The organism is Sphingomonas sp. (genome assembly GCF_036388435.1).
In the GTDB taxonomy this organism is placed as follows: Bacteria; Pseudomonadota; Alphaproteobacteria; order Sphingomonadales; family Sphingomonadaceae; genus Sphingomonas.
On record NZ_DASVRV010000038.1, the window covers coordinates 1 to 25,172 of the forward strand.

The following is a 25,172-nucleotide window of genomic DNA, read 5'->3' on the forward strand; positions in this document are numbered from 1 at the left end:
CGAATAGACGTACCAATCATACCATTCGACCAGATTGCCCGCCGACCCACCCACGATCGAGCGCAGGCGGCCTGGATCGACCCGTGCGGCATTGCGCTCTCCCATCCGTGCCACCTGTTCCCGATTCCCGATCGACGATCATGCCGGGCCCGCCCTAGCCTGCCCGTCCCCGCCGCCCAAGCGGTTCGCCGGTTGCGAAAGCACCGGGGGTCCCTAGAATGAGGCGATGCGTTCCCATTGCGTGTTCCCGGCCCGCCGGTGCTGACCACCGCCACGACCGACTCCCTCGATTTCCTCGCCGACGGTGGCGAGGCCGGGGCAGCGATGCGCGCGCCCGGTTGGGCCTCCCCGGTCCTTGGAGCGCCGGACAGCTGGCCGCAGTCCCTGCGCTCGGTCGTCGGGCTTATGCTCGGCGCCAAGTTCCCGATGTTCGTCGCTTGGGGCCCCGGTCTCGGCCTGCTCTACAATGACGGCTATGCCGAAATCCTCGGCGCCAAGCATCCGGCGGCGCTAGGCAGCCGTTTCGACGATGTGTGGAGCGAGATCTGGCCGGACATCTCGCCGCTGATCGACGCGGCGCTGGCGGGCCGCCCGTCCTATCACGAGGACCTGCCGCTGCTCGTCAACCGGCGCGGCTTCGACGAGCGCGCCTGGTTCACCTTCTCCTACTCGCCCGTCCGCGACGAGACCGGGGCGATCGCGGGCATGTTCTGCGCGGTGCAGGAGACGACCAGCCGCATCGATGCCGAGCGCCGCATCGTCGCCGAGGGTCGCCGCTTCGCCGAACTGTTCGAACAGGCGCCCGCTTTCATGGCGGTGCTGAGCGGGCCCGATCACGTCGTCGACCTCGTCAACTCGGCCTATCTACGGCTCGTCGGGCACCGCGAGATGCTTGGCCGGCGCGTCGCCGACGCGCTCCCGGACGCCGTCGAACAGGGCTATATCGCGCTGCTCGACCAGGTGTATCGCACCGGCGAGGCTTATGTGGCGACGGGCGCCCGTTATCGGGTGCAGCCGACTCCGGACGTGCCGGTCGACGAGCGGATGGTCGATTTCGTCTTCCAGCCGATCACCGACGCCGCCGGCGCGACCACCGGCATCCTCGTCCACGGGATCGACACCACCGACGCTCACCAGGCCGACCTGGCCCTGCGCGAGAGCGAGGATCATTATCGGCACGCGGTGGAACTCGACCCGCAGACCAGCTGGACCTCGGCGCCCGACGGCCAGCTCGACAGCGTCAACCGCCGCTGGTTCGAATGGACCGGCACGTCGGGGTTGGGCAGCAGCTATGCCGACGGCCTCCACGCCGATGATCGCCAGCGCACCTTCGACGTCTGGGGCCGATCGGTGGGGACCGGCGAGCCCTATGACATCGAGCATCGGGTCAAGATGCGCGACGGCGCCTATCGCTGGATGCACTCGCGCGCCTATCCCCGACGGGACGCGGCCGGGCGGATCGTCAAATGGTACGGCACGACGGAGGACATCCACGAACGCCGTCTCGCCGAAGAGCGGCTGGGCGCCAGCGAAGCGTTCAATCGCCGGGTGCTCGAAAGCTCGGGCGATTATATCGAGGTGCTCGGCCTCGACGGCAGGGTGGAACGGGCGAGCGAACGGGCCCGCGACGCACTCGGCGCCGAGGATCGGGTCGGTGGCATCGGCGAGGACTGGGCGCGCATCTTCGATCCGGGCGACCGGGCCGCCGCGCACGCGGCCGTCGCGGAAGCGCGCAGCGGGCGCACCGCGCGGTTCGAAGCGGCGCTGCGGACCCGCGCGGGCGAGCGTCGCTGGTGGGACGCGCTCGTGTCGCCGATCGCGGGAGCCGATGGCCGTCCCGAGAAAATCCTGGCCCTCTCGCGCGACATCACCGACCGGCGGCTCGTCGAGGAACGCGAGCGTTTCCTGCTTCGCCTGGCCGACCTCACGCGTGCCGAGAGCGACCCCGCCAAGCTTACCGCCGCTGCCGCGGAGGCGGTCGGGCGGCAGCTCGGGGTGGACCGCGCGGGTTACGGGGAGATCGACGCCGACCGCATGATCATGGGCGTCGCGCGCGACTGGACCGCGGCGCCCGACCTGCCCAGCCTGGCGGGTTTCGCGCGCCCGCTCGACCGGCTCGGCCCGATGCTCCTCGCCCATCTGAACGCCGGCCGTACGGCCGCCATTCCCGACATCGGCGCGCTCGCCGGCGCCGATCCCGCCACCGTCGCGGGCTGGAGCGCGGTCGGGGTGCGCGCGGTCCTGGTGGTTCCGCTGGTCCGCGACGGGGAGCTGCGTGCCCTGCTGTTCCTCCATTCGGCCACACCGCGACGCTGGACCCCGGCTGAGGTGGAACTCGCCGAAGCCGTCGCCCAGCGCACATGGGACGCGCTGGGCCGCGCCAAGGCCGAAGCCGCGCTCCGCGACGAGACCCGAACGCTGGAAACGCTCAACCGCATCGGCACGGCGCTTGCCGCCGAACTCGATCTCGATCGCCTCGTCCAGATGGTCACCGACGCGGGTGTGGAACTCACCGGCGCGCGTTACGGCGCCTATTTCCACAATATCCTCGACGAGACGGGGGAGCGGCTCCACCTCTACACGCTGTCGGGCGCCGATCGCGCCGATTTCGAGGCGCTCGGCCATCCGCGTCCGACCGGGCTGTTCGCCCCCACCTTCCGCAACGAGGGCGTGGTCCGCGCCGACGACGTGCTCGTCGACCCGCGCTACGGCCAGGCCGACCCGCGGCCGGGTATGCCGATGGGGCATCTCCCCGTGCGCAGCTACATGGGCGTGCCGGTCGTATCGCGATCGGGCGTCGTGCTCGGCGGGCTGCTGTTCGGCCATCCCGAACCTGGTCGGTTCACGGAGCGGCACGAGCAGCTGATGCTCGGCATCGCCGCCCAGGCCGCAGTGGCGATCGACAATGCCCGGCTGTTCCAGGCCGAACAGCGGCTGAACGAAACGCTCGAGCAACGCGTCCTGGAACGCACGCTGGAACTGGAAGACGCGCACGAGGCGCTCCGGCAGAGCCAGAAGATGGAGGCCGTGGGCCAGCTCACCGGCGGCATCGCGCATGATTTCAACAACATGCTGGCGGTCGTCATCGGCTCGCTCGACCTGCTCGGGCGACGCGTCGGGATCGACGACCCGCGCGCGCGCCGCTATCTCGATGCGGCCTCGGACGGCGCGCGCCGCGCCGCGCTCCTGACACAGCGGCTGCTCGCCTTTTCGCGTCAACAGCCGCTCCGCCCCGAACCCGTCGACGCCAACGGACTGGTGGCGGGCATGTCCGACCTGCTCCGCCATTCGCTGGGTCCCGATATCCAGCTGACCACCGATCTTGCCGAGGCGCTGTGGCGCACCCATGCCGATCCGAACCAGCTTGAAAACGCGATCCTGAACCTTGCGGTCAATGCGCGCGATGCGATGCCCGATGGCGGCCGGCTGTCGATCGCGACGGGCAATAGCGATCGCGACGAGCGCGGCCTGCCGGGCGAGTTCGTCCTGATCTGCGTGAGCGACACCGGCATGGGCATGCCCGACTCGGTGGTCGCCAAGGCGTTCGACCCTTTCTTCACCACCAAGGAGGTCGGCAAGGGCACGGGACTCGGGCTCAGCCAGGTTTACGGGTTCGTCAAGCAGTCGGGCGGGCATATCGCCATCCGATCGAGCCCCGGCGAAGGCACGACGGTCGAGATCCATCTGCCGCGCTACCACGGCGCCACCGCCGCCGACCGACAGGACGCCGACGCGCGCGACCTTGCGCTCGGCCGCCGTGAGGAGGTGGTGCTGGTGGTCGAGGATGAGCCGGGCGTCCGGCAATTCTCGACCGATGCGCTCGGGGAGCTCGGCTACCGCGTTCTCGAGGCCGACGGCGCCGCTGCGGCGCTCCGCCTGCTCGACGCACACCCCGAGATCGCACTGCTGTTCACCGATGTGGTCATGCCCGAGGTCAACGGCGCCAAGCTGGCCGAGGAAGCGCGCCGCCGCCGTCCCGATCTGCGCATCCTGTTCACCACCGGCTACACCCGCGACGCCGTGGTCCATGACGGCGTGCTCGATCCCGGCGTGGAACTGCTCGGCAAGCCCTATTCCGTCGAGGAACTCGCGGCCAAGGTGCGCCACGTGCTCGACGCCTGAACGGTTGGTGCGGGCGGCCGGGGTCGAACCGGCACTCCTTGCGGAACCGGATTTTGAGTCCGGCGCGTCTACCAATTCCACCACGCCCGCGGGGGATCGACGGCGGCGCCCATGCCATAAGGTCCGGTGCCTCGTCCAGTGGCGCCGGACGGTCGCCCTTCGCGCCTCCTGGCCATATCCTTCCGATGCGTCAGATTCACCTCGGCTCAGTTGCGCGGCGGCTGGCGCCGGTAGCTCAGCGCCTCGGCGATATGGATGCGCCCGACCGTCGCCGCTCCCGACAGATCGGCGATCGTGCGGGCCACGCGCAGCACGCGCGTATAGCCCCGCGCCGACAGCCGCATCGCCTCCGCCGCCTGGGCGAGCAACCGGCGGCCCGGCTCGTCCGGGGTCGCCACCGCCTCCAGCACCGGCCCGTCCGCCTCGGCGTTGGTGCGTGCCGTCTCATTCCGGAACCGCTCGGTCTGGATCGCGCGCGCCGCCGTCACCCGCGCCGCGACCTCGGCCGACCCTTCCGTCGGCGGCGGAAGCACCAGATCGGCGGCGGAGACGGCCTGCACCTCGACATGCAGGTCGATGCGGTCGAGCAAAGGCCCCGACACCTTGGCCTGGTAGTCGGCGGCGCAGCGCGGCGCGCGCGCGCAGGCCAGGCTGGCGTCGCCCAGATGCCCGCACCGGCACGGGTTCATCGCCGCGACCAACTGGACGCGCGCGGGAAAGGTGACGTGCGCGTTCGCCCGCGCGACGCTCACCGTGCCGCTTTCGAGCGGCTGGCGCAGCGAGTCGAGCGCGCCGCGCGCGAATTCCGGCAGCTCGTCCAGGAACAGCACGCCCAGATGCGCCAGACTGACCTCCCCCGGCTTGACCCGCAGACCCCCACCGGTCAGCGCCGCCATCGACGCCGAGTGATGCGGCGCGCGAAAGGGCCGCGTCCGCGTCAACCGCCCGCCCGCCAGCGTTCCCGCGACCGATTGCACCATCGACACCTCCAATGCCTCCGCGGGGTCGAGCGGCGGGAGGATGCCCGGCAGGCATGACGCCATCAGCGACTTGCCCGCCCCCGGCGGGCCGATCATCAGCAGGTTGTGCGCCCCGGCCGCCGCGATCTCCAGCGCGCGCTTCGCGGTCTCCTGCCCGCGGACCTGTCTCAGGTCCGGCCCGCGTCCGGGCTCCTCCACCTCGCCTGGGCGCGGTGCGGCGAGCAGCCCGTGGCCCTTGAAGTGGTTGATGAGCGACAACAGGTCGGGCGCCGCGACCACCTCCGCCGATCCGGCCCAGGCCGCCTCCGACCCCTGGGCGGCGGGGCAGACGAGCCCCTTGCCCTCCGCCCCGGCGTGCATCGCCGCGAGCAGCACGCCGGGCGACGGGGCTACCCGCGCGTCGAGCCCGAGTTCGCCCACCACGAAATAATCCGCCAGCGTCTCGACATCCACGACCCCCATCGCGCCCAGCAGCGCCAGCGCGATCGGCAGGTCGAAATGCGATCCTTCCTTGGGCAGGTCGGCCGGCGAGAGGTTCACCGCGATGCGCTTGGGCGGCAGCGCCAGCCCCATGGCGGCGATCGCGCCGCGCACCCGCTCGCGGCTCTCGCCCACCGCCTTGTCGCCCAGCCCGACGACGTTGAACGCGGGCAGGCCGGGAATAAGCTGCACCTGCACCTCGACCGTGCGCGCCTCCAGGCCCAGATACGCCACCGTCGACACCGAAACCGCCATGCTCGTCCCCCGTGGCCGGGAGCATAGCGGCAAAGTCGCGCGAGGAAACGGGGCCGAACTGCCTTGCGCGAACAATACACCGGCCCCACTTCCCTCCCATGACCGGCTCGCATCCCGTCTCCCGCACCCTGCTGGTCGCGCTCGGGATCATGCTCCTGCTGCTCGCGGCGGCGGTCTCGCCGTTGCCGGGGCCCGGCGGCATCTTCTTCGTCGCGGGCGGGCTGATCCTGATCCTGCGCAATTCCGCCTGGGCGCGGCGTCGCTTCACCCGGTGGCGGCGAAGCTGGCCGCGGCTCGGCGCTCTGCTCGACCGCGCGATGCGGCGGCCCAGCGCGAGGCGTCGCCGCGTTCGCGCGGAGGAGCTGCCGCGTTGACTAGCCACGCCCGCTCGCTTATGCGCCCGTCAACGCGGCCGGCCTTCGGGGTGGCCCTTTCCCCTTATACGACGCCCAAGGAATGAACGATGAAGCGGACCTTTCAGCCGAGCAACCTGGTGCGCGCCCGCCGTCACGGCTTCCGCGCGCGGATGGCGACGGTCGGCGGCCGCTCGGTGATCCGCGCTCGCCGCAACCGCGGCCGCAAGAAGCTGTCGGCGTAACGGTCCCCGCCGGCGCCGCCGGCATAACGACCTTGTCGCGCCGCCGGGATTTTCTGGCGGCGAATAACGGGCGGCGCGCGCCGATGCCGGGCTTTGTGCTGCTGGTACGCCCGCGCGGCGATGACGATCCCGGCATCCGGGTCGGCTACACCGTCACCAAGAAGATCGGCAACGCGGTCGTCCGCAACCGCATGAAACGTCGCCTGCGCGCGCTCGCCCGCGATCTCCTGCCCGAATGCGGGGTTCCGGGTGCCGACCATGTCCTGATCGGTCGCCAGGGCGGGATCGAGCGCGATTACGCCAAGCTCCACGCCGAACTCGGCAAGGCCCTGGCCAAGGTCGCCCCCAGGGTGGGCGGGTGACGCGGCTCCTGATCCTCCTCGTCCGCGGCTGGCAGAGGGGGCCGTCGGCCGTCCTGCCGCCGACCTGTCGCTTTCAACCTTCCTGTTCGGCCTATGCAATCGGGGCGCTTCGCCGCTATGGCGCCCTGAAAGGGGGCTGGCTCGCGGTGAAGCGGGTCGCGCGTTGTCGTCCATGGGGCGGCCATGGCCCGGACCCCGTACCATGAGGCCAGACCGTTGACCGAAGACCGTCGCAATTTCATCCTGTTCGCGGTCATCGCGGCGCTGATCCTGTTCGGCTGGCCCGTGCTCCAGACGCGGCTGTTCCCGGCCGCCAATCCGCCCGTCAGTAAGGTCGTCGCCGGCAAGTCGCAGGCCCTGCCCCAGCCCCAGGCCGATCCCACCGCCGACAGCCCCGCCGCGCTCCGCGACCGCGCCCAGGTGCTCGCCGAGACGCCCCGCGTCCGCATCGAAACGCCCAAGCTGCGCGGGTCGATCAACCTGCGCGGCGCGCGGATCGACGATCTGGTGCTCGTCAACTACAAGGAGACGATCGCGCGCAACTCGGCGCCCATCCGCCTGCTTTCGCCCGGCGGCACGCGCGACGCCTATTTCGCGGGCTTCGGCTGGCGCGGCGAGGGGCTCGCGCCTCCCGCTCCCGACACCGTTTGGCGCGCGTCGGGCCCCGTGCTTCGCCCCGGCAGCCCCGTCACGCTCGACGCGACGGGCGGCGACGGCCAGCGTTTCCGCATCCGGTTGTCGGTCGACGAGGGCTATCTGTTCGACGTCCGGCAGACCGTGCTCAACGCGGGACCCCGGCCGGTCAGCGTGGCGAGCTACGGCTTCGTCAACCGCACCGCCCCGTCGGTCGACGCCGACACCTGGACGATCCATGTCGGCCCGATGTCCGCGCATAACGACCGCGCCGATTACGATGTCGATTACGACGACCTCGCCGAGGACGGCCCGCAACGCTTCACCTCGACGGGCGGCTGGCTCGGCTTTTCCGACCTCTATTGGCTGACGGCGATCGTGCCCGACCAGGCGCGCGGCTTCGACGGCCAGTTCCGTGCGGGTCCCAACAAGAGCTTCCAGGCCGACTATACCGCCGCGCCCCGCGCGCTCGCGCCCGGCCAGGCGGTGACCCAGGGCAGCCGTTTCTTCGCCGGCGCCAAGGAGGTCGCGCTGCTCGACCGCTATACCGACCGACAGGGGATCGCGAAGCTCGACTATGCGATCGACTGGGGCTGGTTCCGCGTGTTCGAGAAGCCGATCTTCTATTATCTCGACTGGCTGTTCCGGGTGGTCGGCAATTTCGGCGTCGCCATCATCCTGCTGACGGTGACCTTCCGCCTGCTCCTGTTCCCGATCGCGCAACGCCAATTCGCCAGCATGGCCAAGATGCGCGCGATCCAGCCCAAGATGAAGGCGATCCAGGAGCGCTGGAAGGACGACAAGGCCCGCATGCAGCAGGAGGTGATGGGCCTGTACAAGACGGAAAAGGTCAACCCGCTCGCGGGTTGCCTGCCCACCCTGCTCCAGATCCCGATCTTCTACGCGCTCTACAAGGTGCTGATGCTGACGATCGAGATGCGGCACCAGCCCTTCGTCGCGTGGATCAAGGACCTGTCCGCGCCCGATCCGCTGACCCCGGTCAACCTGTTCGGGCTGCTGCCCTTCACGCCCCCGACCTTTATCGGCATCGGCGTGGTGCCGATCCTGCTGGGCGTGTCGATGTACTTCCAGTTCAAGCTCAACCCGCAGCCGGTCGACGAGACGCAAAAGCAGGTCTTCGCGATCCTGCCCTGGGTGTTGATGTTCGTGATGGCGCCCTTCGCGGTCGGGCTGCAGGTCTATTGGATCACGTCCAACATCCTCCAGATCGGGCAGCAGCGCCTGCTCTACGCCCGGCATCCCGAGCTCAAGATCGCGGCCGCGAAATGAGCGCCGATGCGATCCAAGAGGGTCCCCCGGACCTGATCGAGCCCGCGCGGAAGATCTTCGCCGGGCCGATCGCGTTCCTGCGCTCCGCCCCCTCGCTCGAGCATCTGCCCGATGCGACGGTGCCGGAGATCGCGTTCGCCGGCCGCTCCAATGTCGGCAAGTCGTCGCTCCTCAACGCGCTCACCAACCGGGGCGGGCTGGCCCGGACCTCGAACACGCCGGGCCGGACGCAGGAGCTGAACTTCTTCGACGTGGGCGAGCCGCTGCGGTTCCGTCTGGTCGACATGCCCGGCTACGGCTTCGCCAAGGCGCCGCCCCAGATGGTCAGGAAATGGCGTTTCCTCGTCAACGACTTCCTGCGTGGCCGCGCGGTGCTGAAACGCGCGCTGGTGCTGGTCGATTCGCGCCACGGGGTGAAGGAGGTCGACCGCGAGATCTTCGAGATGCTCGACCGTGCCGCCGTCAGCTACCACCTCGTCCTGACCAAGGCCGATAAGATCAAGGCCAGCGACCTCGCCGCCGTGACCCGCGCCACCGAGGAGGAAGCGCGCAAGCACCCCGCCGCGCACCCGGAGATCATCGCCACCTCCAGCGAGGGCGGGCTCGGCATCGCCGAACTGCGCGCGGCCGTGCTGGGCGCGATCCTCTGACCGGCGCGTTTGCGCGTCGCGGGAGCGATCGCTAGCTTCCGATACCGATCGGGAGAAAGCATGAAGCCTATCGGAAACGCGCTGATCGCGGCGCTCCTGCTCGGCACGCCCGGCACAGCGCCCGCCCGGAAGACAGGGGCGATCGACGCCGACCGCGTCCGCGCGCATGAAGCCTTCCTCGCCGGCGAGACGCTGCGCGGCCGTGCTAGCGCGACCCGCGACGAGGCGATCGCCGCCGCCTATGTCGCCGCGCAGTTCCAGGCGGCCGGGCTGACCACCGCGCCCGGCATGACCGGCTATACGCAGACGGTGCCGCTGGTCCGCCAGAAGTCGGTCGGGGCGCCCATGCTGACCGTCGCGGGCACGCGCATCGACGGCGTGGCGCTGATCCGTGCGTCCGGCGGGACGGTGAGCGGCCAAGCGGCGATCGTCGCCGACGCCTCGCTGCCGCCGCCCGAAGCGACGATATTGGTGATAGGCGGCGGCAGGATGCCCCCGGGGCGCTTCATCCGCGCGGCCGAGGCGAACGGGACGGCGCTCATCATCGTCGCGGAGACGGAGCGGACGAGGCGACTCCGCCTTCAAAGCGGCGGCAGCGGCCTTCCCATCTATCCGATCGACGGCGCCCCAGGATCGCAGGCGTCGATGGTGACCGTGCCCGCCGAGTCGATCGCGACGCTGACCGCCACGCCCGGAGCCCGGGTGACGCTTGCCGTCCCGTTCGAACTGGAAGCCACCGCCACCACCAACAGCGTCGCCTATCTGCCCGGCACCGATCCGGGCGCGGGCGTGCTGCTCTTGTCGGCGCATCTCGATCATCTCGGTCAGCGGGCCGACGGCAAGATCATGCACGGTGCCAATGACGATGCGTCGGGTCTGGTCGCGCTGATGGAGCTGGCGCGCGCGCTCGCGTCGGCCAAGCCGATGCGCCGCGGTATCCTGTTCGTCGCCTATGGCAGCGAGGAGATCGGCGGTTTCGGCGCGAAGCATTTCGCCGCCAACCCGCCCGTGCCGCTGGCGAGGATGGTGGCGAACATCCAGTTCGAGATGATCGGCGAGCAGGACCCCAAGCTTCCGCGCGATACGATGATGATGACCGGCTACGAACGATCGACGCTCGGGGCGTTGCTTCGCGCCCAGGGAGCGCAGATCGCGCCCGACCCCTATCCCGAACAGAATTTCTTCCGTCGCTCCGACAACTATGCCCTCGCGCTCAAGGGGGTCGTGGCGCACACCGTCTCGGGCAGGGTCGGCGCCAATTACCACCAGCCGACCGACACGATCGAGAACATGGACTTCCCGTTCATGATCAGTGCGATCGCGTCGATGGTGGCGCCGATCCGCCAACTGGCGAACGCGCGCGCGGTGCCGACATGGACGCTCGGCGGTCGCCCCACCGAATAGCGACAACAGCCACCACAGCCGTCCCAAAAGTTCCGAAACGGCCTCTTAACTATTGCGGCGCATCGTGCCACCATCAGGAGGGGGGGAACCGAACGATGATGAACACAGGCTTTGCCGACATACTTTGCCCGGACCATAATCTGGCGACCGGGTGCAACGCGGCCAAGGAGCGTGGGACCTTGGTCCAGATCGGGGTCAATCGCGGCGTCATTTTCGAGATCGTCGCGATCGAGGGGGGTACCGCCTGGATCCGCGAACCGGTCACCTATCGGAACGAGGCGCTGATCCCGCTCGCCCGGCTGCGCGTCGCCTATCCCGCGCTGGGATAGTCGACCAGATCGACGGGGAGGTCGATGCGCCAGAAGCGGGTCGCCACCCCCTCGATCCCGAAATCGTTGTCGTTGACGATCAGCAGCGACCGCGCGGACAGGATCGCCATGCCTTCCAGGTCCGCGCCCAGGTCCGGCAGGTCGTCGCTGCTCAGCACCAGCCGCTTGGCGAGTACCGGCAGCGTCGGCTCGTCGGCCGCGCTCAGCTCTTCGGCGGTCGGCCGGGTCGCCTGATCCAGGAACGCCGGATCGAGCGCCGCCGACTCGCGAAGTTCGACCAGATATAATTTGGTCGTGGCGGATACGCGTTCGAGGACCAGCAGCCGGTCGGGCGCGACCGCGACGATCTCGCTGACCTTCACGTCCGATCGCTTGACCTTGCCCGCCTGCGCATCGCGGCGGAAACTGTCCGGCGCATCCAGCGGATAGAGATACTCCGCCGCGACCATGCCCGTCGCCGCGTCGAGCCGCCACAAGCGGACATGCCGCGCGCGCTTGTGCGCGGCATCGTCGGGATGGGACAAGGGGCTCTGAAAAGCGAGAAACAGCCAGCGTTCGTCGGTGGACAAGGTGATGGCCTCGAACCCGCGATTGAGCCGTCGCCGCGCCGCGATCGCGGGCAACGCGCCGACGACCGGGTAGCGCGCCCCATCGAATAGCGCCTCGCACCCGGCGGGCACCCAGCGGGCCGCCACCTTCCCGTCCGCATTCACGCGCAGCAACGAGGGTCCATATTCGTCGCCCACCCAGAAGCCGCCGTCGCGCAGCGCCGCGACGCCCTCGCTGTCGACGCCCGAGGGATCGGGCGCGATCACCGCGCCGTCCAGCCCGATCGCCGGCTCGCTCCGGTTGTTCGGTCCGCCCGGCACAGGCAGCCCCGACAGCACGCCGCCATCCGCATCGCGCAGCGGCAGCGTCCGCACGATCTCGACCCGGTCACTCTCCACCCGAAGCTCGGACAGGGCAGGCCCGATGTCGAGGCAGGGCATCACCTTGGCCCCGTCGCTTTCCCCGTGCCGGGCCAGGTCGACCAGCCCGTAGCGCTCGACCGCCAGCTCCACCTTCAGGTTCGGACCCCGGTCGCCGACCGCCCAGATACGCCCAGACGCGTCGGTGCCTAGTCCCGACCCGATGCCCCGCGTCACCGTCAGCACCCCGCCCGGCAGCTCGATCCGGGCGAGCACCTCGTCGTCGAATCGCAATTCGGTCACGCGCGGAAGGTCATGGGTCATGATCGCCGAACGCGCGACGCGCCGCTTGGACCCGTTGCCCTCCCCGGCCGGCTCGCCTACGCCCCGGCGCCATGAAACTCATCATCGGCAACAAGGCCTATTCCTCCTGGTCGCTGCGCGGCTGGCTCGCCGCCAAGCATAGCGGCCTGCCCTTCGAGGAGGTGGTCGTCCCCCTTTACGACGCCGATTGGGACAAACGCCGCGCGGGCGACGAGTTCGCGCCGTCCAGCGGCAAGGTGCCGATCCTGTGGGACGGCGACGCGGTCGTGTGGGACAGCCTGGCGATCATCGACTATCTGGCGGACAAGGTCGGGCGCGACCTTTTCTGGCCCGCCGACGACGCGCCGCGCGCCATGGCCCGGTCGATGGCGGCGGAGATGCATTCCAGCTTCACCGCGCTCCGCCGCAAGCACAGCATGAACATCCGCCAGCAATTCCCGGCGACCCGCCCCGACGACGACGTGCTCGAGGAACTCGCGCGGATCATGGAATTATGGGCGCAGGCGCGCGCGCGGTTCGGCGGCACCGGCGATTTCCTGTTCGGGCGATTCGGCGCGGCCGACATCATGTTCGCCCCCGTGGTCACCCGCATCGTCACCTATCAGCTTCCGATCGCGCGCTTCGCGGGCGGTTACATGCAGGCCATGTTCGACCATCCGCTGATGCAGGAATGGATCGCCGGCGCGCAAGAGGAGGAATGGGTGATCGAGCAATATGAACAGCCCGTGGGGTGACCGACCCGCTTGATCTGGCGCGGGCGCTGCTCCGCGCCGAGAGCGTGACCCCGGCGCGCGGCGCGGTGTTCGACATCGCGAAGGCGGCGCTCGGCGCCCAGGGATTCCAGGTCGACCGGTTCGTCGCGGGCGAGGCGCCCGACGGCCCGGTCGAGAACCTGATCGCCGTGCGGGGCGACCGGGGTCCGCATCTGGCCTTTGCCGGCCATCTCGACGTGGTGCCGCCCGGCCCCGGCTGGACCGATGGCCCCTGGAGCGGCGAGGTCCGGGGCGGGCTGCTCTACGGGCGCGGCGCGGTCGACATGAAGGGCGCGGTCGCCGCCTTCATCGCCGCCGCCGCCCGCGCGCCCGCGACGGGCACGCTCAGCCTCCTGCTCACCGGCGACGAGGAAGGGCCCGCCGTCCACGGCACCCGCGCGATCATCGGCCGCCTGGCCGAACGCGGCCTGCGCCCCGATCTGTGCCTCGTCGGCGAGCCCACCTCCGCGCACCGGCTGGGCGACACCGTCAAGATCGGGCGGCGCGGATCGGTCAATATCTGGATCGAGATCCCCGGTCGCCAGGGTCACGTCGCCTATCCGCACCTCGCCGACAACCCGATCCCGCCGCTCGTCGCCGCGCTCGCCGAACTCGACGCGCTGGTGCTGGATAGTGGCAATGATTGGTTCCAGCCCTCCACCCTCGCCCTGACCGACCTGCACGTCGGCAACCAGGCGACGAACGTCATCCCCGCCCGCGCCGCCGCCCGGCTCGGCATCCGGTTCAACGACGAGCAGCGCGGCGACGATCTGGTGGCACGCGTCCGCACGATCGTGGAGCGGCACGCGCCCGCCGCCGTCGTGACGGGCCGCGTCTCGGGCGAGGCGTTCCTGACGCCGCCCGGCGCGTTCTCGACGCTGGTGAGCGAAGCGATTACCGCCTGCACGGGACTCACGCCCGATCTGTCGACGACTGGGGGCACGTCGGACGCCCGCTTCCTGTCGAAACTCTGTCCCGTGGTCGAATTCGGCCTGGTCAACGCCACCATGCATCAGGTGGACGAGGCGGTCGCCGTCGACGATCTCCGCACGCTGACCGACATCTACGCCGACATCGTCATCCGCGCGCTCGCCGGAGGATGATGTAGAGCGCGCCCGCGCCGCCATGGCGCGGATGCGCGCCGCGCACCGCCGCGATCTGCCCGGCATGGCGCGAGGACGCCAGCCAGTCCGCCACCGCCGCGCGGATCGCCCCGCGCGCATGGGGCCGCTCGCTTTCGGGGCGCGGCGGCTTGCCCGTGACGAGCAGCACCACCCGGTCGCCCCGCGCCACCGCCTGCTCCAACCGGGCGTCGAGCATCGCATGGGCGGACGCCAGGCTGTGCCCGTGCAGGTCGATCATGTCGTCGGGCGCGACCGCTCCCTTGGTCAGCCGCCGGTCCCAACCGCCGTCGAGCGTCACACCCGGACGCGACACCTTGGCGGGCGGGGGCGGCGGCGCGACCGGCTTGGTGAGGACGCGGGTCTTGACCGGCTTGGCCCTGGCGACGGGCGCCAGCGCTTTGGCGGATACCGGCGCCGCCGCCGGAACCGCCCCGTGCACCGGCGCCGATGCGACCGCGCGCAGCGGCTGCACGCTCGCCATCACCCGCCGCCACAGCGCGAGCTCGTCAGGGTGTAGCGACCGACACGTCACTGACGCCTCCCGACCGGGCTCCGTTCAGCCGCGCGAGCGTGCCCTTGGGGAGCAGCAGGAACGCCGTGCCGCGCGCCGACATGCCCCCTGCCGTCGCCTCGGCGAACGCGCCGGCGCCCCAGAAGGTGTCGAAGCGGTTCGCGCCCTTGATCGCGCCGCCCGTGTCCTGCGCCACCCACAGCCCGGTCGCGTCGGCACGGTCGAGCGACAGGAAGACCGGGGCGCCCAGCGGCGTGAATTTGGGATCGGCCGCCGCGCTGACGCGGCCCGCGACCGGATAGCCCATCGCGCCCAGCGGCGCGGTGCTCAGCTCGCGGAAGAACACGAAGCTCCTGTTCTCGCGCATCAGCGTACGGCCCTGTTCGGGATTGGCGCGCAGCCAGCCGACGATGCCCTGCATGGACGCCTGTCCCGGCTGGAGCAGCCCGCGGTCGCGCATCAGCTTGCCGATCCCGGTATAGGCCCGCCCGTTCTGCGTCTCGTACCCGATCCGCATCACGCCGCCATCGGGCAGCCGGAGGCGCCCCGACCCCTGGATCTGCAGAAAGAAGAATTCGACCGGGTCCGCCGCCCAGGCGATCACCCGCGCACGGCCGGCCAGCGCGCCCTCCTCGATCCGCGCGCGGTCGGGATAGGGAACGAAGTTCGTGCCCTCGACCCGTCCCCGGATCTTGCGGCCCTTCAACTCGTCGGAGAACAGCCCCAGATCGACATCGACCAGATCGCCGGGACGCGCATAGATCGGCACGTCATATCCCGCGCGGCGCTCGCGCGACCCCGCGATCTCCGGCTCGTAATAGCCGGTCGCGAAGGCCTGGCCGTCGCCCACCTGCACCGCTTCGAAATACGCCGCGAAGAAGCTGCGTGCCTGCCCCGCCCCGACCGCCCTGGCCGCGTCGCAGGCGGGCCCCCAATCGGCGCCGCGCGTCAGCCCGGACGCGTCCGCGCGTCGCGTCAGGCCGGGACAGCTCAGCGCGAACGCGGTCCGCCCCGCCTCGGCCTGCGCTTCGGTCATCGGCAGGTCGGCGACGCTCGGCCCCGGCAGGATGCCCGCCGCCAGGGCGGTCGCGGCACCCGGCGCTACGGTGACCGGAACCGCCCGCAAAGGCGTCGCGGGAACGATCGACACAACGGGCGCCGGCGCGCGGATCACCGGCGCGCGCATGGCTGGCGTTCGGCCCTCCTCGATGACCGGATCGGCGATGACCGGTGCGGGCGTGATACGGGCGGGTGGCACTACGCCACCCCCGCAGGCCGCCAGGGACAGGCCGAGCAACAGCGCGCCCGCGCCACGCGGACCCGGCACCCTCTTCACACCTCGTCGGTGTCGGCTAGCTTCCAATTCGGGTCGGACGCGCCCAGCGTCCGTGCGAAGGTCCAGACGTCATGCGTCTCGACCGCGTCGTCGGTGGAGCCCGCGACCACCCGATCCTCGGCGTCGCGCGTCACGGCGGCGATGTCGGCATCGAAGCGCACGATGATCCGCGCTTCGCGGCCGTTCAACCGCGCATCGGCGATCGTCGCGCGCTCGATCGTGACCAGGCGGTTGTCGAGCCGCTCCCCGGCCTCGCGCCGCGCCGCGATCGACTCGACGAAGGCGCTCGCCACGTCGTCGGTCGCCAGTTCGCGCAGCTCGGCCTCGTCACCGCGCCAGAACGCTTCCAGCGTCATGCGATAGGCCGCCTTGGCGCCCTCCAGGAAACGGACGACGTCGAACCCGGGCTCGGCCTGGACGATCTGGCGCAGCCCCTGCTCCGCGCCCGCCTCGATCGGGCGGACCATGGCCTCGCGCGGCTCCGCTTGCGCGTCGACCGTACGCGGCAGCACGACATTGGTGGCGCGCTCCTCGGCGGGCTTGGGCAAAGGCTGTTCGTGACCCGTGCGCTTGCCGAGCACCGAATAGAGCCTGAGCGCCAGGAACCCGGCGACCATGGCTAGAAGAATGACGTATAACACCCAGGCCTCCGATCTCGTCCGCGTACATAGGCCCGCGCCGCCGCGAATAAAACCCGCGCCCGTTGAAACACGCCGGGCGCGCTGCTAGTCGCGCCCACTTGCAGACAACGCCGCGCGATCGCGCCGCCAACCACCGGGACCGAGGACGGATCATGGCTCTTGAAGATGTCGGCGAGCAGCCGGTCGCGAACGGCGACGACACCGCCCCGGCGGCCGGGCTGATCTCGCAATATGTGAAGGACCTGTCCTTCGAGAATCCGAACGCGCCCGCCATCTACCAGAATCAGGTCGCGCCGGGCATCGACGTCCAGTTCAACATCGCCGCCGCGCAGGTCGGCGAAGAGGTGCACGAGGTCGTCCTCAAGATCGAGGTGCGCGCCGACTCCGACGGGCAGACGGCGTTCATCGTCGACCTGTCCTATGCCGGGCTGTTCGGCCTGCGCAACGTGCCGGTCGAGCACATGCAGCCCTTCCTGCTCGGCGAAGCGCCGCGCCTGCTCTTTCCCTTCGCGCGCCGCGTGGTCGCCGACACGATCCGCGACGGCGGCTTTCCGCCGCTGATCCTGGAGCCGATCGATTTCGGCGCGCTGTTCCTCCAGCAGCTGGAGCAACAGGGCGACGGGATCGGTGCGCCGATGGGCCAGGCCTGACGCGCCCGGCCGCGCCGGTTCCCGCCCGGCCATGAACCTGGTCCGATCGCTGGGGTCGATCGGGGGCCTGACGCTCGCCAGCCGCGTGCTGGCGCTGGTCCGCGACTCGCTCCAGGCGACCTATGTCGGCGCGGGGTTCGCGTCCGACGCCTTTCTGGTCGCGTTCCGACTGCCCAACATGTTCCGCGCGCTGTTCGCGGAGGGTGCCTTTTCCGCCGCCTTCATCCCCCTGTTCAACCGCAAGGTGGCCGAGGACGGGGAAGTCGCGGCGGGGCTCCTGTTCGCGGAGCGCGCGCTGGCAGTCCTGTTCCCGATCCTGGTCGTGATGACCGGGCTGCTGATCCTCGCGGCCTGGCCGGTCACCTGGCTGTTGTCGGGCGGGTTCAACGACCCGACCCCGCGCGAGTTCGCCTTCGCCGTGCTGCTGTCGCGGATCACCATCCCCTATCTCGCGCTCATCTCGCTGGTGTCGCTGCTCGGCGGCATCCTGAACTCGCTCGGCCGGTTCTGGGTCAACGCCGCCGCGCCGATCCTGCTCAACCTGGCGATGATCGCGGGCCTCTGGTTCTTCCACGGCGCCGATCCGTTCGCGACCGCGCGGGTCCAGGCGCTCTCGGTGACGATCGGCGGGGCGCTCCAGCTCGCCTGGCTCGTGCTGGCCTGCCGCCAGGCGGGCGTGAGGCTGAGGCTGACCCTGCCCCGCCTCGACCCGGACACGCGCCGCCTGTTCCGGCTCATGCTGCCGGCCGCGCTCGGCGCCGGGGCGACGCAGATCAACCTCGTCATCTCGACCGCGCTCGCCGGGCGGCTGCTCGAGCCGGGATCGATCTCGTACATCTATTATGCCGATCGGCTGAACCAGCTTCCGCTCGGCCTGATCGGGATCGGACTCGGCACCATCCTCCTGCCCACCATCTCGCGGCTGCTCGGCAGCGGCAAGGAAGCCGAGGCGATGGAGACGCAGAATCGCGGGATCGAGCTGGCGATGTTCCTGACCTTGCCGGCCATGGCCGCTTTGGTCGTCGCCGCCGAGCCGATCGTGCGCGGGCTGTTCCAGCACGGCGCCTTCACCGCCGCGGACACCGCAAAATGCGCCTGGGCGCTCGCCGCCTTTTCCATCGGCCTACCCGCCTATGTCATGGTCAAGGTGCTGACGCCGGGCTTCTACGCCCGCCAGGACACGCGCACGCCCGTCCGCTTCGCCATGATCGCGATCGCGGTGAACATCGTCGCCAACATCGTGCTGATCCCGCTCATCGCCCATATCGGCCCGCCGCTCGCGACCGCGCTCGCTTCGACGGTGAACGTGGCGCTGCTCTACGACGCGCTCCGGCGACGCGGGCATTTCCGGGCCGACCGCCAGCTCGCGCGACGCCTGCCCCGACTGGCGCTGGCGGCGCTGCTGATGGGGGCGGCGCTGTTCGCGCTCGACCGGCTGCTCGATCCCTATCTGACGGGCTCGACGCTGGTGCGCTTCGCCGCGCTCGGTGCGCTGGTCGCCACGGGTGGCGCACTCTATGCGGTCGCCTGTTTCGCGACCGGGGCGTTCCGCCCTTCCGATCTGCGAACCCTTCTTCGGCGTCGAGCCGCCAGCTAAGGCATCACCATGCGCGTCGTCTCCGGCATCCAGCCCACGGGCAACCTCCACCTCGGCAATTATCTGGGCGCGATCAAGCAATGGGTCGCGATGCAGGACGCGATGGAGGCGGGCGACGAATGCCTGTTCTTCCTGGCCGACCTCCACGCGCTCACTGTCTCGATCGATCCGCGCGAACTGGCCGCGAACACCGTCGAGATGGCGGCCACCCTGCTCGCGGCCGGGATCGACCCCGATCGGTCGGTGCTGTTCAACCAGGCGCGCGTCCCCGCGCATAGCGAGCTCGGCTGGATCCTGGGCGGCACGGCCCGCATCGGCTGGCTCAACCGCATGACTCAGTGGAAGGACAAGGCGGGCAAGAACCGCGAGGGCGCCAGCGTCGGACTGTTCACCTATCCCGTGCTCCAGGCCGCCGACGTGCTCGCCTATCAGGCGACCCATGTGCCGGTCGGCGACGACCAGAAACAGCATCTGGAGCTGGCGCGCGACATCGCGACGAAGTTCAACACCGATTTCGGGGTCGACCTGTTCACCCTGCCCGAACCGTTCGTGTCGAAATCGGCGCCGCGGATCATGTCCCTGCGCGACGGCGGCGCCAAGATGTCGAAATCCGATCCCTCGGACATGTCGCGCATCAACCTGTCCGACCCCGACGACGCGATCGCCGCCAAGTTCCGCAAGGCGCGCACCGATCCCGATCCCCTGCCGGCCGACCCCGCCGCGCTCGACGCCCGGCCCGAGGCGCGCAACTTGGTGACGATCTACGCCGCGCTCGCCGACCAGTCGGTGGAAGCCGTGCTGGCGACCCATGCGGGACAGGGATTCGGGGTGTTCAAACCCGCCCTCGCCGACCTCGCCATCGCGCGGCTCGGGCCGATCCGCGACCGGATGGCGGCATTGCTCGGGGATCGGAGCGCGGTCGGCGCGGTCCTGTCGCGGGGCGCGGAACGCGCGCGGGAACTGGCGGCCCCGACGCTGCACGCGGCGCAACGGGCGGTCGGCCTGCAACTCTAGCGAACAGGTGCGCGACCAGCGCCAGCATGGTCCGGAGCAAGCCCAGGACCCGCGCCATCTTCAGCCCTCCAGCTGCCTTAACAGGATGCGGACCGCGCCGTCGACCTCGCGGTCCTGATCGCGCAGCGACTCGATGCGCTTCACGGCATGGATCACGGTCGAGTGATCGCGGCCGCCGAACTTGCGCCCGATCTCCGGCAGCGACCGGGTCGTGAGCCGCTTCGCCAGATACATGGCGATCTGGCGCGGCCGGGCCACCGCCCGCGCCCGCCTGGCCGAAACGAGGTCGAGCGCCTTGAGGTCGAAATGCTGCGAGACGAGCTTTTGGATCTCGTCGATCGTCACGCGCTTCTGGCTGCCACGCAGCGTGTCGCCCAGCGTTGCGACCGCGAAGTCGACATCGACGCGCTCGCCCGTCAGCTGCGCATAGGCGACGACGCGGTTGAACGCGCCCTCCAGCTCGCGGATGCTCGACCCGATCCGATCGGCGAGCAGGTCGAGCACGGAGGCGGGCACCGCCACGCCGGGCAGGTCCGCCAGGCGCCGCTCCAGCACCGCGCGGCGGAGCGTCGGTTCGGGCGGTTTGATGTCGGCGATCAGCCCCATGCCCATCCGGCTGATGAGCCGCGGCTCCACGCCGTCCAGCGCCTGGGGGCAGCGATCGGCGGAGATGACCAGCCGCTTGCCCGCCGCCATCACCTCGTTGACGGTGTGGAAGAACTCCTCCTGCGTCGCGTCCTTGCCCGCGATGAACTGGAGATCGTCGATCAGCAGCAGATCGGCGCCGCGCAGCCGCATCTTGAACTGGTAGGTGTCGCGCGCGCGCATCGCCGACACGAAATCGAACATGAACCGTTCGGCCGACATGCACAGCACCACCGCCTCGGGGCTGTGCGCCAGATAGGCGTGGCCGATCGCATGCATCAGATGCGTCTTGCCCAGCCCGGTGCCGCTGTGGAGGAAGAGGGGACTAAAGCGCGGCGTCCCCGGCTCGGCGAGCGCCTGGGCCGCGTTGAACGCGACGCGGTTCGACGCGTCGACGACGAACCGCTCGAAGGTGAAGCGCGGGTCGAGCGGCGGGCGCTCCGCCAGCGTCGCGCGCGCCGTGGTCGGCGCAGCGGGCGCGGCATCCGTGCTTTTCACGGGTTCGGCGGCCGGCGTGGCGGACGACTGGGTCGCGGGCGCCGTCAGCACCTCGACGCCGGGCGCGCGGGTCTCGATCGCGACGGTGCGGACACCGGGAAGCTGGGATCGGAATTCGAGCAGCAGCCGATCGGCATAATGGCTGCGGACCCAATTGGCCGCGAAGGGCGTCGGTACGGCCAGGCGCACCGTGTCGCGATCATCGCCTTCGACCAGCTCCATCGGCTTCAGCCATTGCTCGAACAGGCGTTGTCCGGCCGACTCGCGCAGATTCGCGCGCACACGGGTCCATGCCCGTGCCTGCTCGCCCTCCGCCATGCTGGTCAGACCGTGATGCACGCATCTCTCCTCGCGGCCCGCCGCGCGATTCGCGAGCGACCGTCATATCAAATCGGCAAAGTCTTCCCCGCGACCGGATCGGGTTCGATCCGGCTGTGAAATCAACCAATGCTGGTCAGTCGCGACCGGTGAACACCGTCGCTGGGGGGCAGTTATGCGCGCCTCACCGGATCGATCAAGTCACGGCTCCGTCGTTATTCTGAAATAAACCGGATTGACTCGGGTTTAGGCGCGGAAATGCGTTCGAAAAAATGACAAGCTGTTGAAATGGCTCGAATTAACCATATCGCGGGTGATGCGACCCGACCCGACTCCGTGATTCGATTCTGGTCGAATCACGGAAAATCAGCGGGTTCCGCCCGCTCGTTTCCGGCCTGTTCCGCACACGCGGAAAGACCCGCCGGAGCATCCTCCGACGGGCCTGTGACGATCAGCCAGATCTGTGTTTAGGCGAGCGCGCCGAGACGCTTGGTCAGCCGCGCGAACTTGCGGCTGGCGGTGTTCTTGTGAAGCACGCCCTTGGACACGCCGCGCTGAAGCTCGGGCTGCACGGCATGGAGCGCGGCCGCCGCGGCGGTCTTGTCGCCCGAGGCCAGCGCCGACTCGACCTTCTTGATGAAGGTGCGGATGCGGCCGACGCGGTCGCCGTTGATCTCGGCGCGGCGGTCGTTGCGACGGATGCGCTTCTTGGCTTGCGGCGTGTTCGCCATTGAAACCCTCTATGCTCTAGGAACGTGGATGGAGAGCGGCGGAGTGACCTCCACGCTCTCGAAGTGGGCGCGCAATACCCACTCGCCTCCGCAGCGTCAACCGCGCTGGCAGGCGGGGCACCAGAAGGTCGACCGGCCGCCCTCCGCGCGCCGTCGGACCGCGACGCCGCAGCCGCACGCCTCGCCCTCGCGGCCATAGACGCGCCATTGCCGGGAGAAATAGCCGAGTTCGCCGTCGGGACGCGCATAATCGCGGATCGACGATCCGCCCGCGGCGATCGCCGCCTCCAGCACGGTCCGGATCGACTCGACCAGCCGCTCCAGCCGGACCAGCGCGATCCGCCCGCCCGCGCGGCTCGGCGCGATCCGCGCCAGGTGCAGCGCCTCGCACACATAGATGTTGCCCAGCCCTGCCACGACGCGCTGGTCGAGCAGCAGCGCCTTGATCGGCGCGGCCCGGCCCTGGAGCGCGCGCAGCAGGTGATCGGGGGTGAAGCCCTCCCCCAGCGGCTCCGGCCCCATCGCCGCGAAGGGCGGATAGGCCTCCAGCGTCGCGGTCGGCCATAGCCGGACGAAGCCGAACCGGCGCGGGTCGTTGAGCGCGAGGGTGCGGCCGCTTCCCGTCTCCATCACCAGATGGTCGTGCGCGCCCAGCTCGTCCGGGTCGACCCGCCACCGCCCCGACATGCCCAAGTGAAAGATCAGCGTGTCGCCCCGGTCGGTATCGATCAGCCCGTATTTCGCCCGGCGCGCGAGCGCGGTCACCCGCGCGCCGACCAGCCGCTGGCCCAGATCGACCGGAAAGGGATAACGCAGGTCCGCCCGCCGCAGGGCGACGCGGACGATATGCTCGCCCTCCAGGACCGGCGCCAGACCGCGTACGGTGGTTTCGACTTCGGGAAGTTCGGGCACCCGGTGCGCGCTAAGCGGCGTTTGCCCCGCCCACAAGGCCGGGCTAGAGCGCATGGCCATGAGCGACACCGTGTCCTTCGGCTATAGCCAAGTCACCCCCGACGAGAAGACGGCGCGGGTCGGCGGCGTCTTCACCTCCGTCGCGTCGAGCTACGACCTGATGAACGACGCCATGTCGGGGGGGATGCACCGGCTGTGGAAGGACCGCTTCGTCCGCCGGGTCCAGCCCCGTGGCACCGACCGCATCCTCGACATGGCGGGCGGCACGGGCGACATCGCCTTTCGCCTGGCGAAGTCGGGGGCGAGCGTCACCGTAGCCGACATCAATCCCGCCATGCTGGAGGTCGGGGTCGAACGCGCCGCCAAGCGCGGCGTCGAGGGGCTGGTCTGGGCGGAAGCCAACGCCGAGTCGCTCGACTTCGCCGACCGCTCGTTCGAGGCCTATACCATCGCCTTCGGCATCCGGAACGTGACGGACATCCCCGCCGCGTTGCGCGAGGCCCGCCGCGTGCTCGCGCGCGGCGGGCGGTTCTTCTGCCTGGAATTCTCGACCACGCAGTGGCCCGGCTTCTCCGACGTGTACGACGCCTATTCGCACCGGGTCGTGCCCCGCCTGGGCAAGCTGCTCGCGGGCGATGCGGAAAGCTATCGCTACCTGATCGAGTCGATCCGGCGCTTTCCCGACATGGGGAGCTTCGAGCGGATGATCGCGGAAGCGGGATTCGTGCGCACCAGGGTCGAACCGTTGCTGGGCGGGCTGGTCGCGATCCATTCGGGATGGCGGATCTGAGCGTTTGACCGCCACGACCACCCATGTCCTTCGCCTCCTGCGCTGGGGGCGCATCCTGGCGCGGCACGGCGCGCTGCTGGGGATCGAGCGCGAGCCTGACACGCCCCCCGCCATCCGTCGGCTGGCGCGCGTCGCGCGCATCGGCGCGCGGCTCCCGGCCCGGCCCCGTTATGCCGAGGCGTTCCAGGCGATCGGCCCCGCTGCGATCAAGCTGGGCCAGACGCTCGCCACCCGCCCCGATCTGGTCGGCGAGGAAGCCGCGCACGACCTGCGCCGCCTGCAGGACCGGCTTCCGCCCGTCCCCTTCGCGGTGATCCGCGGCGTGATGGAGGCGAGCCTGCGCCGCCCCCTGTCCGACCTGTTCGACCGGGTCGAGGAGGAGCCGATCGGCGCCGCGTCGATCGCCCAGGTCCACCGCGCGGTCACCACCGACGGCCGCCAGGTCGCGATCAAGGTGCTGCGCCCCGGCGTTGAGCACGATTTCAAGGAAGCGATCGAAACCTATGAATGGGCCGCCGCCCGCGTCGAGGCGGCGGGCGGCGAGGCCGCGCGGCTGCGTCCCCGGCTGACGGTCGCGACCTTCAAGCGCTGGACCCTGCGCGAGCTCAACTTCCGGCGCGAGGCGGCGTCCGCGTCCGAGCTGGCCGAACAGATGACGGCCGAGCCCGATTTCGTGGTGCCCAAGATCGACTGGCAGCGTTCCACCACCCGCGTGCTGACGCTGGAATGGATCGACGGCATCAAGCTGTCCGACCGCGCGGCGCTGGTCGCGGCCGGCTATGATCCCGCCAAGCTCGCCCGGTTGCTGGTCCGCGCCTTTCTGCGCCAGGCGATCGCGGAAGGGCATTTCCACGCCGACATGCACCAGGGCAATCTGTTCGCGGTGCCCGGCGACCGCATCGCCGCGATCGATTTCGGCATCATGGGCCGCATCGACCGGCGCGCGCGCACCTGGCTCGCCGAGATCCTCTACGGCCTCATCACCGGCAACTATAGGCGGGTCGCCGAAATCCATTTCGAGGCGGGCTATGTCCCCCCGCACCACAATCTCGCCGAATTCGCGACCGCCTTGCGCGCGGTCGGCGAACCGATGCGCGGCCTGCCCGTCAAGGACATGTCGATGGGGGCGATGCTCGATACGCTGTTCTCGATCACCCGCGACTTCGACATGGCCACCCAGCCGCACCTGCTGCTGCTCCAGAAGACGATGGTCGTGGTGGAGGGCGTGGCGACCTCGCTCGATCCCGACATCAACATGTGGGAGGTCGCCGAGCCCTATATCCGCGAGTGGGTGCGCGGCGAGCTCGGCCCGGAGGCG

At 70.1% G+C, this 25,172-nt stretch carries 24 protein-coding genes and 1 tRNA gene; 16 read left to right on the top strand and 9 right to left on the bottom strand.

All coding sequences use genetic code 11. From position 1 onward, the window contains the following. Nucleotides 1-237 precede the first annotated feature (237 nt). The gene (locus tag VF592_RS07740) at nucleotides 238-4,122 is read left to right on the top strand and encodes a PAS domain-containing protein (RefSeq protein WP_331005041.1); all 3,885 of its coding nucleotides are present in this window, start codon (nucleotides 238-240) and stop codon (nucleotides 4,120-4,122) included. A gap of 5 nt (nucleotides 4,123-4,127) precedes the next feature. On the opposite strand, the gene VF592_RS07745 is transcribed toward VF592_RS07740, so the two are convergent. Together VF592_RS07745 and VF592_RS07750 are read right to left on the bottom strand one after the other, a co-directional pair. After that, nucleotides 4,128-4,212: transfer RNA gene (locus VF592_RS07745), tRNA-Leu, on the bottom strand. A 116-nt stretch (nucleotides 4,213-4,328) separates the two neighbouring features. After that, complete coding sequence (locus VF592_RS07750) at nucleotides 4,329-5,837, bottom strand: YifB family Mg chelatase-like AAA ATPase (RefSeq protein WP_331005042.1); 1,509 nt, start codon at nucleotides 5,835-5,837, stop codon at nucleotides 4,329-4,331. 98 nt (nucleotides 5,838-5,935) lie between these two features. Between VF592_RS07750 and VF592_RS07755 the strand changes: the two genes are divergently transcribed. The 8 genes from VF592_RS07755 to VF592_RS07790 all read left to right on the top strand — a co-directional run bounded on the left by VF592_RS07755 (nucleotide 5,936) and on the right by VF592_RS07790 (nucleotide 11,103). Then, the gene (locus VF592_RS07755; protein ID WP_331005043.1) at nucleotides 5,936-6,211 is read left to right on the top strand and encodes a hypothetical protein; all 276 of its coding nucleotides are present in this window, start codon (nucleotides 5,936-5,938) and stop codon (nucleotides 6,209-6,211) included. Between the two features lie 89 nt (nucleotides 6,212-6,300). Beyond that, nucleotides 6,301-6,435, top strand: a complete 135-nt coding sequence (rpmH, locus tag VF592_RS07760) for a 50S ribosomal protein L34 (RefSeq protein WP_174292372.1) — start codon at nucleotides 6,301-6,303, stop codon at nucleotides 6,433-6,435. Nucleotides 6,436-6,467: 32 nt separating this feature from the next. Further along, nucleotides 6,468-6,797, top strand: a complete 330-nt coding sequence (rnpA, locus tag VF592_RS07765) for a ribonuclease P protein component (RefSeq protein WP_331005044.1) — start codon at nucleotides 6,468-6,470, stop codon at nucleotides 6,795-6,797. Continuing rightward, the gene (yidD, locus tag VF592_RS07770) at nucleotides 6,794-7,003 is read left to right on the top strand and encodes a membrane protein insertion efficiency factor YidD (protein ID WP_331005045.1); all 210 of its coding nucleotides are present in this window, start codon (nucleotides 6,794-6,796) and stop codon (nucleotides 7,001-7,003) included. Before rnpA ends, yidD begins: the two co-directional genes overlap by 4 nt. Next, on the top strand, nucleotides 6,981-8,720 hold the full coding sequence (gene yidC, locus VF592_RS07775) for a membrane protein insertase YidC (protein WP_331005046.1): 1,740 nt from the start codon (nucleotides 6,981-6,983) through the stop codon (nucleotides 8,718-8,720). Before yidD ends, yidC begins: the two co-directional genes overlap by 23 nt. Next, nucleotides 8,717-9,370, top strand: a complete 654-nt coding sequence (gene yihA / locus VF592_RS07780; protein ID WP_331005047.1) for a ribosome biogenesis GTP-binding protein YihA/YsxC — start codon at nucleotides 8,717-8,719, stop codon at nucleotides 9,368-9,370. Before yidC ends, yihA begins: the two co-directional genes overlap by 4 nt. Before the next feature lie 60 nt (nucleotides 9,371-9,430). Beyond that, on the top strand, nucleotides 9,431-10,774 hold the full coding sequence (locus tag VF592_RS07785; RefSeq protein WP_331005048.1) for a M28 family metallopeptidase: 1,344 nt from the start codon (nucleotides 9,431-9,433) through the stop codon (nucleotides 10,772-10,774). 95 nt (nucleotides 10,775-10,869) lie between these two features. Next, nucleotides 10,870-11,103 carry a hypothetical protein gene (locus tag VF592_RS07790; RefSeq protein WP_331005049.1) on the top strand — a complete coding sequence of 78 codons (234 nt, stop codon included), beginning with the start codon at nucleotides 10,870-10,872 and terminating at the stop codon, nucleotides 11,101-11,103. Here the strand turns inward: VF592_RS07790 and VF592_RS07795 are convergent. Continuing rightward, a complete protein-coding gene (locus VF592_RS07795; protein WP_331005050.1) occupies nucleotides 11,085-12,314 on the bottom strand; it encodes an esterase-like activity of phytase family protein in 1,230 nt (409 codons plus the stop codon). The two genes, VF592_RS07790 and VF592_RS07795, sit on opposite strands and share 19 nt — an antisense overlap. A 92-nt stretch (nucleotides 12,315-12,406) precedes the next feature. Between VF592_RS07795 and VF592_RS07800 the strand changes: the two genes are divergently transcribed. Together VF592_RS07800 and dapE are read left to right on the top strand one after the other, a co-directional pair. Then, nucleotides 12,407-13,069, top strand: coding sequence for a glutathione S-transferase family protein (locus VF592_RS07800; protein WP_331005051.1), 663 nt, complete (start codon nucleotides 12,407-12,409; stop codon nucleotides 13,067-13,069). After that, nucleotides 13,066-14,190: a succinyl-diaminopimelate desuccinylase gene (dapE, locus tag VF592_RS07805; protein ID WP_331005052.1), complete on the top strand. Its 1,125-nt coding sequence runs from the start codon at nucleotides 13,066-13,068 to the stop codon at nucleotides 14,188-14,190. The genes VF592_RS07800 and dapE overlap by 4 nt, the downstream gene beginning before the upstream one ends. On the opposite strand, the gene VF592_RS07810 is transcribed toward dapE, so the two are convergent. The 3 genes from VF592_RS07810 to VF592_RS07820 are packed head-to-tail and all read right to left on the bottom strand — an operon-like array spanning nucleotide 14,165 to nucleotide 16,699. Further along, complete coding sequence (locus VF592_RS07810; RefSeq protein ID WP_331005053.1) at nucleotides 14,165-14,692, bottom strand: Smr/MutS family protein; 528 nt, start codon at nucleotides 14,690-14,692, stop codon at nucleotides 14,165-14,167. The two genes, dapE and VF592_RS07810, sit on opposite strands and share 26 nt — an antisense overlap. 25 nt (nucleotides 14,693-14,717) lie before the next feature. Beyond that, nucleotides 14,718-16,049, bottom strand: a complete 1,332-nt coding sequence (locus VF592_RS07815; protein WP_331005054.1) for a murein transglycosylase A — start codon at nucleotides 16,047-16,049, stop codon at nucleotides 14,718-14,720. 5 nt (nucleotides 16,050-16,054) lie between these two features. Continuing rightward, nucleotides 16,055-16,699 (bottom strand): Tim44/TimA family putative adaptor protein, encoded by a 645-nt coding sequence (locus VF592_RS07820; protein WP_331005055.1) that lies wholly within the window; start codon nucleotides 16,697-16,699, stop codon nucleotides 16,055-16,057. A 152-nt stretch (nucleotides 16,700-16,851) separates the two neighbouring features. On the opposite strand from VF592_RS07820, the gene secB reads away from it, so the two are divergent. Genes secB through trpS form a run of 3 tightly spaced genes read left to right on the top strand, consistent with a single transcriptional unit; the run spans nucleotide 16,852 to nucleotide 19,960 of the window. Next, entirely contained in the window at nucleotides 16,852-17,349 is a 498-nt protein-coding gene (gene secB, locus VF592_RS07825) for a protein-export chaperone SecB (protein WP_331005056.1), read from the top strand. Between the two features lie 31 nt (nucleotides 17,350-17,380). After that, entirely contained in the window at nucleotides 17,381-18,946 is a 1,566-nt protein-coding gene (gene murJ, locus VF592_RS07830) for a murein biosynthesis integral membrane protein MurJ (RefSeq protein ID WP_331005057.1), read from the top strand. Nucleotides 18,947-18,955: 9 nt separating this feature from the next. Next, nucleotides 18,956-19,960 carry a tryptophan--tRNA ligase gene (gene trpS / locus VF592_RS07835; protein WP_331005058.1) on the top strand — a complete coding sequence of 335 codons (1,005 nt, stop codon included), beginning with the start codon at nucleotides 18,956-18,958 and terminating at the stop codon, nucleotides 19,958-19,960. A gap of 60 nt (nucleotides 19,961-20,020) precedes the next feature. Here trpS and dnaA read toward each other — a convergent pair whose 3' ends face one another. The 3 genes from dnaA to mutM form a co-directional block, all read right to left on the bottom strand. Further along, a complete protein-coding gene (gene dnaA / locus VF592_RS07840; RefSeq protein WP_331005063.1) occupies nucleotides 20,021-21,421 on the bottom strand; it encodes a chromosomal replication initiator protein DnaA in 1,401 nt (466 codons plus the stop codon). Nucleotides 21,422-21,888: 467 nt separating this feature from the next. Then, nucleotides 21,889-22,152, bottom strand: coding sequence for a 30S ribosomal protein S20 (gene rpsT / locus VF592_RS07845; RefSeq protein ID WP_331005059.1), 264 nt, complete (start codon nucleotides 22,150-22,152; stop codon nucleotides 21,889-21,891). A gap of 96 nt (nucleotides 22,153-22,248) precedes the next feature. Further along, on the bottom strand, nucleotides 22,249-23,064 hold the full coding sequence (mutM, locus tag VF592_RS07850; RefSeq protein ID WP_331005060.1) for a bifunctional DNA-formamidopyrimidine glycosylase/DNA-(apurinic or apyrimidinic site) lyase: 816 nt from the start codon (nucleotides 23,062-23,064) through the stop codon (nucleotides 22,249-22,251). A gap of 58 nt (nucleotides 23,065-23,122) precedes the next feature. Between mutM and VF592_RS07855 the strand changes: the two genes are divergently transcribed. After that, complete coding sequence (locus tag VF592_RS07855; RefSeq protein WP_331005061.1) at nucleotides 23,123-23,854, top strand: class I SAM-dependent methyltransferase; 732 nt, start codon at nucleotides 23,123-23,125, stop codon at nucleotides 23,852-23,854. A 4-nt stretch (nucleotides 23,855-23,858) separates the two neighbouring features. Next, the coding region (ubiB, locus tag VF592_RS07860) for a 2-polyprenylphenol 6-hydroxylase (RefSeq protein WP_331005062.1) at nucleotides 23,859-25,172 on the top strand (1,314 nt) is incomplete at its 3' end.

Bases quoted from the DNA above. Each gene is read 5' to 3' on its own strand.
- VF592_RS07750 (WP_331005042.1), bottom strand. From the start codon at position 5,837: ATGGCGGTTTCGGTGTCGACGGTGGCGTATCTGGGCCTGGAGGCGCGC.
- VF592_RS07755 (WP_331005043.1), top strand. From the start codon at position 5,936: ATGACCGGCTCGCATCCCGTCTCCCGCACCCTGCTGGTCGCGCTCGGG.
- rpmH (WP_174292372.1), top strand. From the start codon at position 6,301: ATGAAGCGGACCTTTCAGCCGAGCAACCTGGTGCGCGCCCGCCGTCAC.
- yidC (WP_331005046.1), top strand. From the start codon at position 6,981: ATGGCCCGGACCCCGTACCATGAGGCCAGACCGTTGACCGAAGACCGT.
- yihA (WP_331005047.1), top strand. From the start codon at position 8,717: ATGAGCGCCGATGCGATCCAAGAGGGTCCCCCGGACCTGATCGAGCCC.
- VF592_RS07785 (WP_331005048.1), top strand. From the start codon at position 9,431: ATGAAGCCTATCGGAAACGCGCTGATCGCGGCGCTCCTGCTCGGCACG.
- VF592_RS07790 (WP_331005049.1), top strand. From the start codon at position 10,870: ATGATGAACACAGGCTTTGCCGACATACTTTGCCCGGACCATAATCTG.
- VF592_RS07800 (WP_331005051.1), top strand. From the start codon at position 12,407: ATGAAACTCATCATCGGCAACAAGGCCTATTCCTCCTGGTCGCTGCGC.
- VF592_RS07810 (WP_331005053.1), bottom strand. From the start codon at position 14,692: ATGGCGAGCGTGCAGCCGCTGCGCGCGGTCGCATCGGCGCCGGTGCAC.
- secB (WP_331005056.1), top strand. From the start codon at position 16,852: ATGGCTCTTGAAGATGTCGGCGAGCAGCCGGTCGCGAACGGCGACGAC.
- murJ (WP_331005057.1), top strand. From the start codon at position 17,381: ATGAACCTGGTCCGATCGCTGGGGTCGATCGGGGGCCTGACGCTCGCC.
- trpS (WP_331005058.1), top strand. From the start codon at position 18,956: ATGCGCGTCGTCTCCGGCATCCAGCCCACGGGCAACCTCCACCTCGGC.
- dnaA (WP_331005063.1), bottom strand. From the start codon at position 21,421: ATGGCGGAGGGCGAGCAGGCACGGGCATGGACCCGTGTGCGCGCGAAT.
- rpsT (WP_331005059.1), bottom strand. From the start codon at position 22,152: ATGGCGAACACGCCGCAAGCCAAGAAGCGCATCCGTCGCAACGACCGC.
- VF592_RS07855 (WP_331005061.1), top strand. From the start codon at position 23,123: ATGAGCGACACCGTGTCCTTCGGCTATAGCCAAGTCACCCCCGACGAG.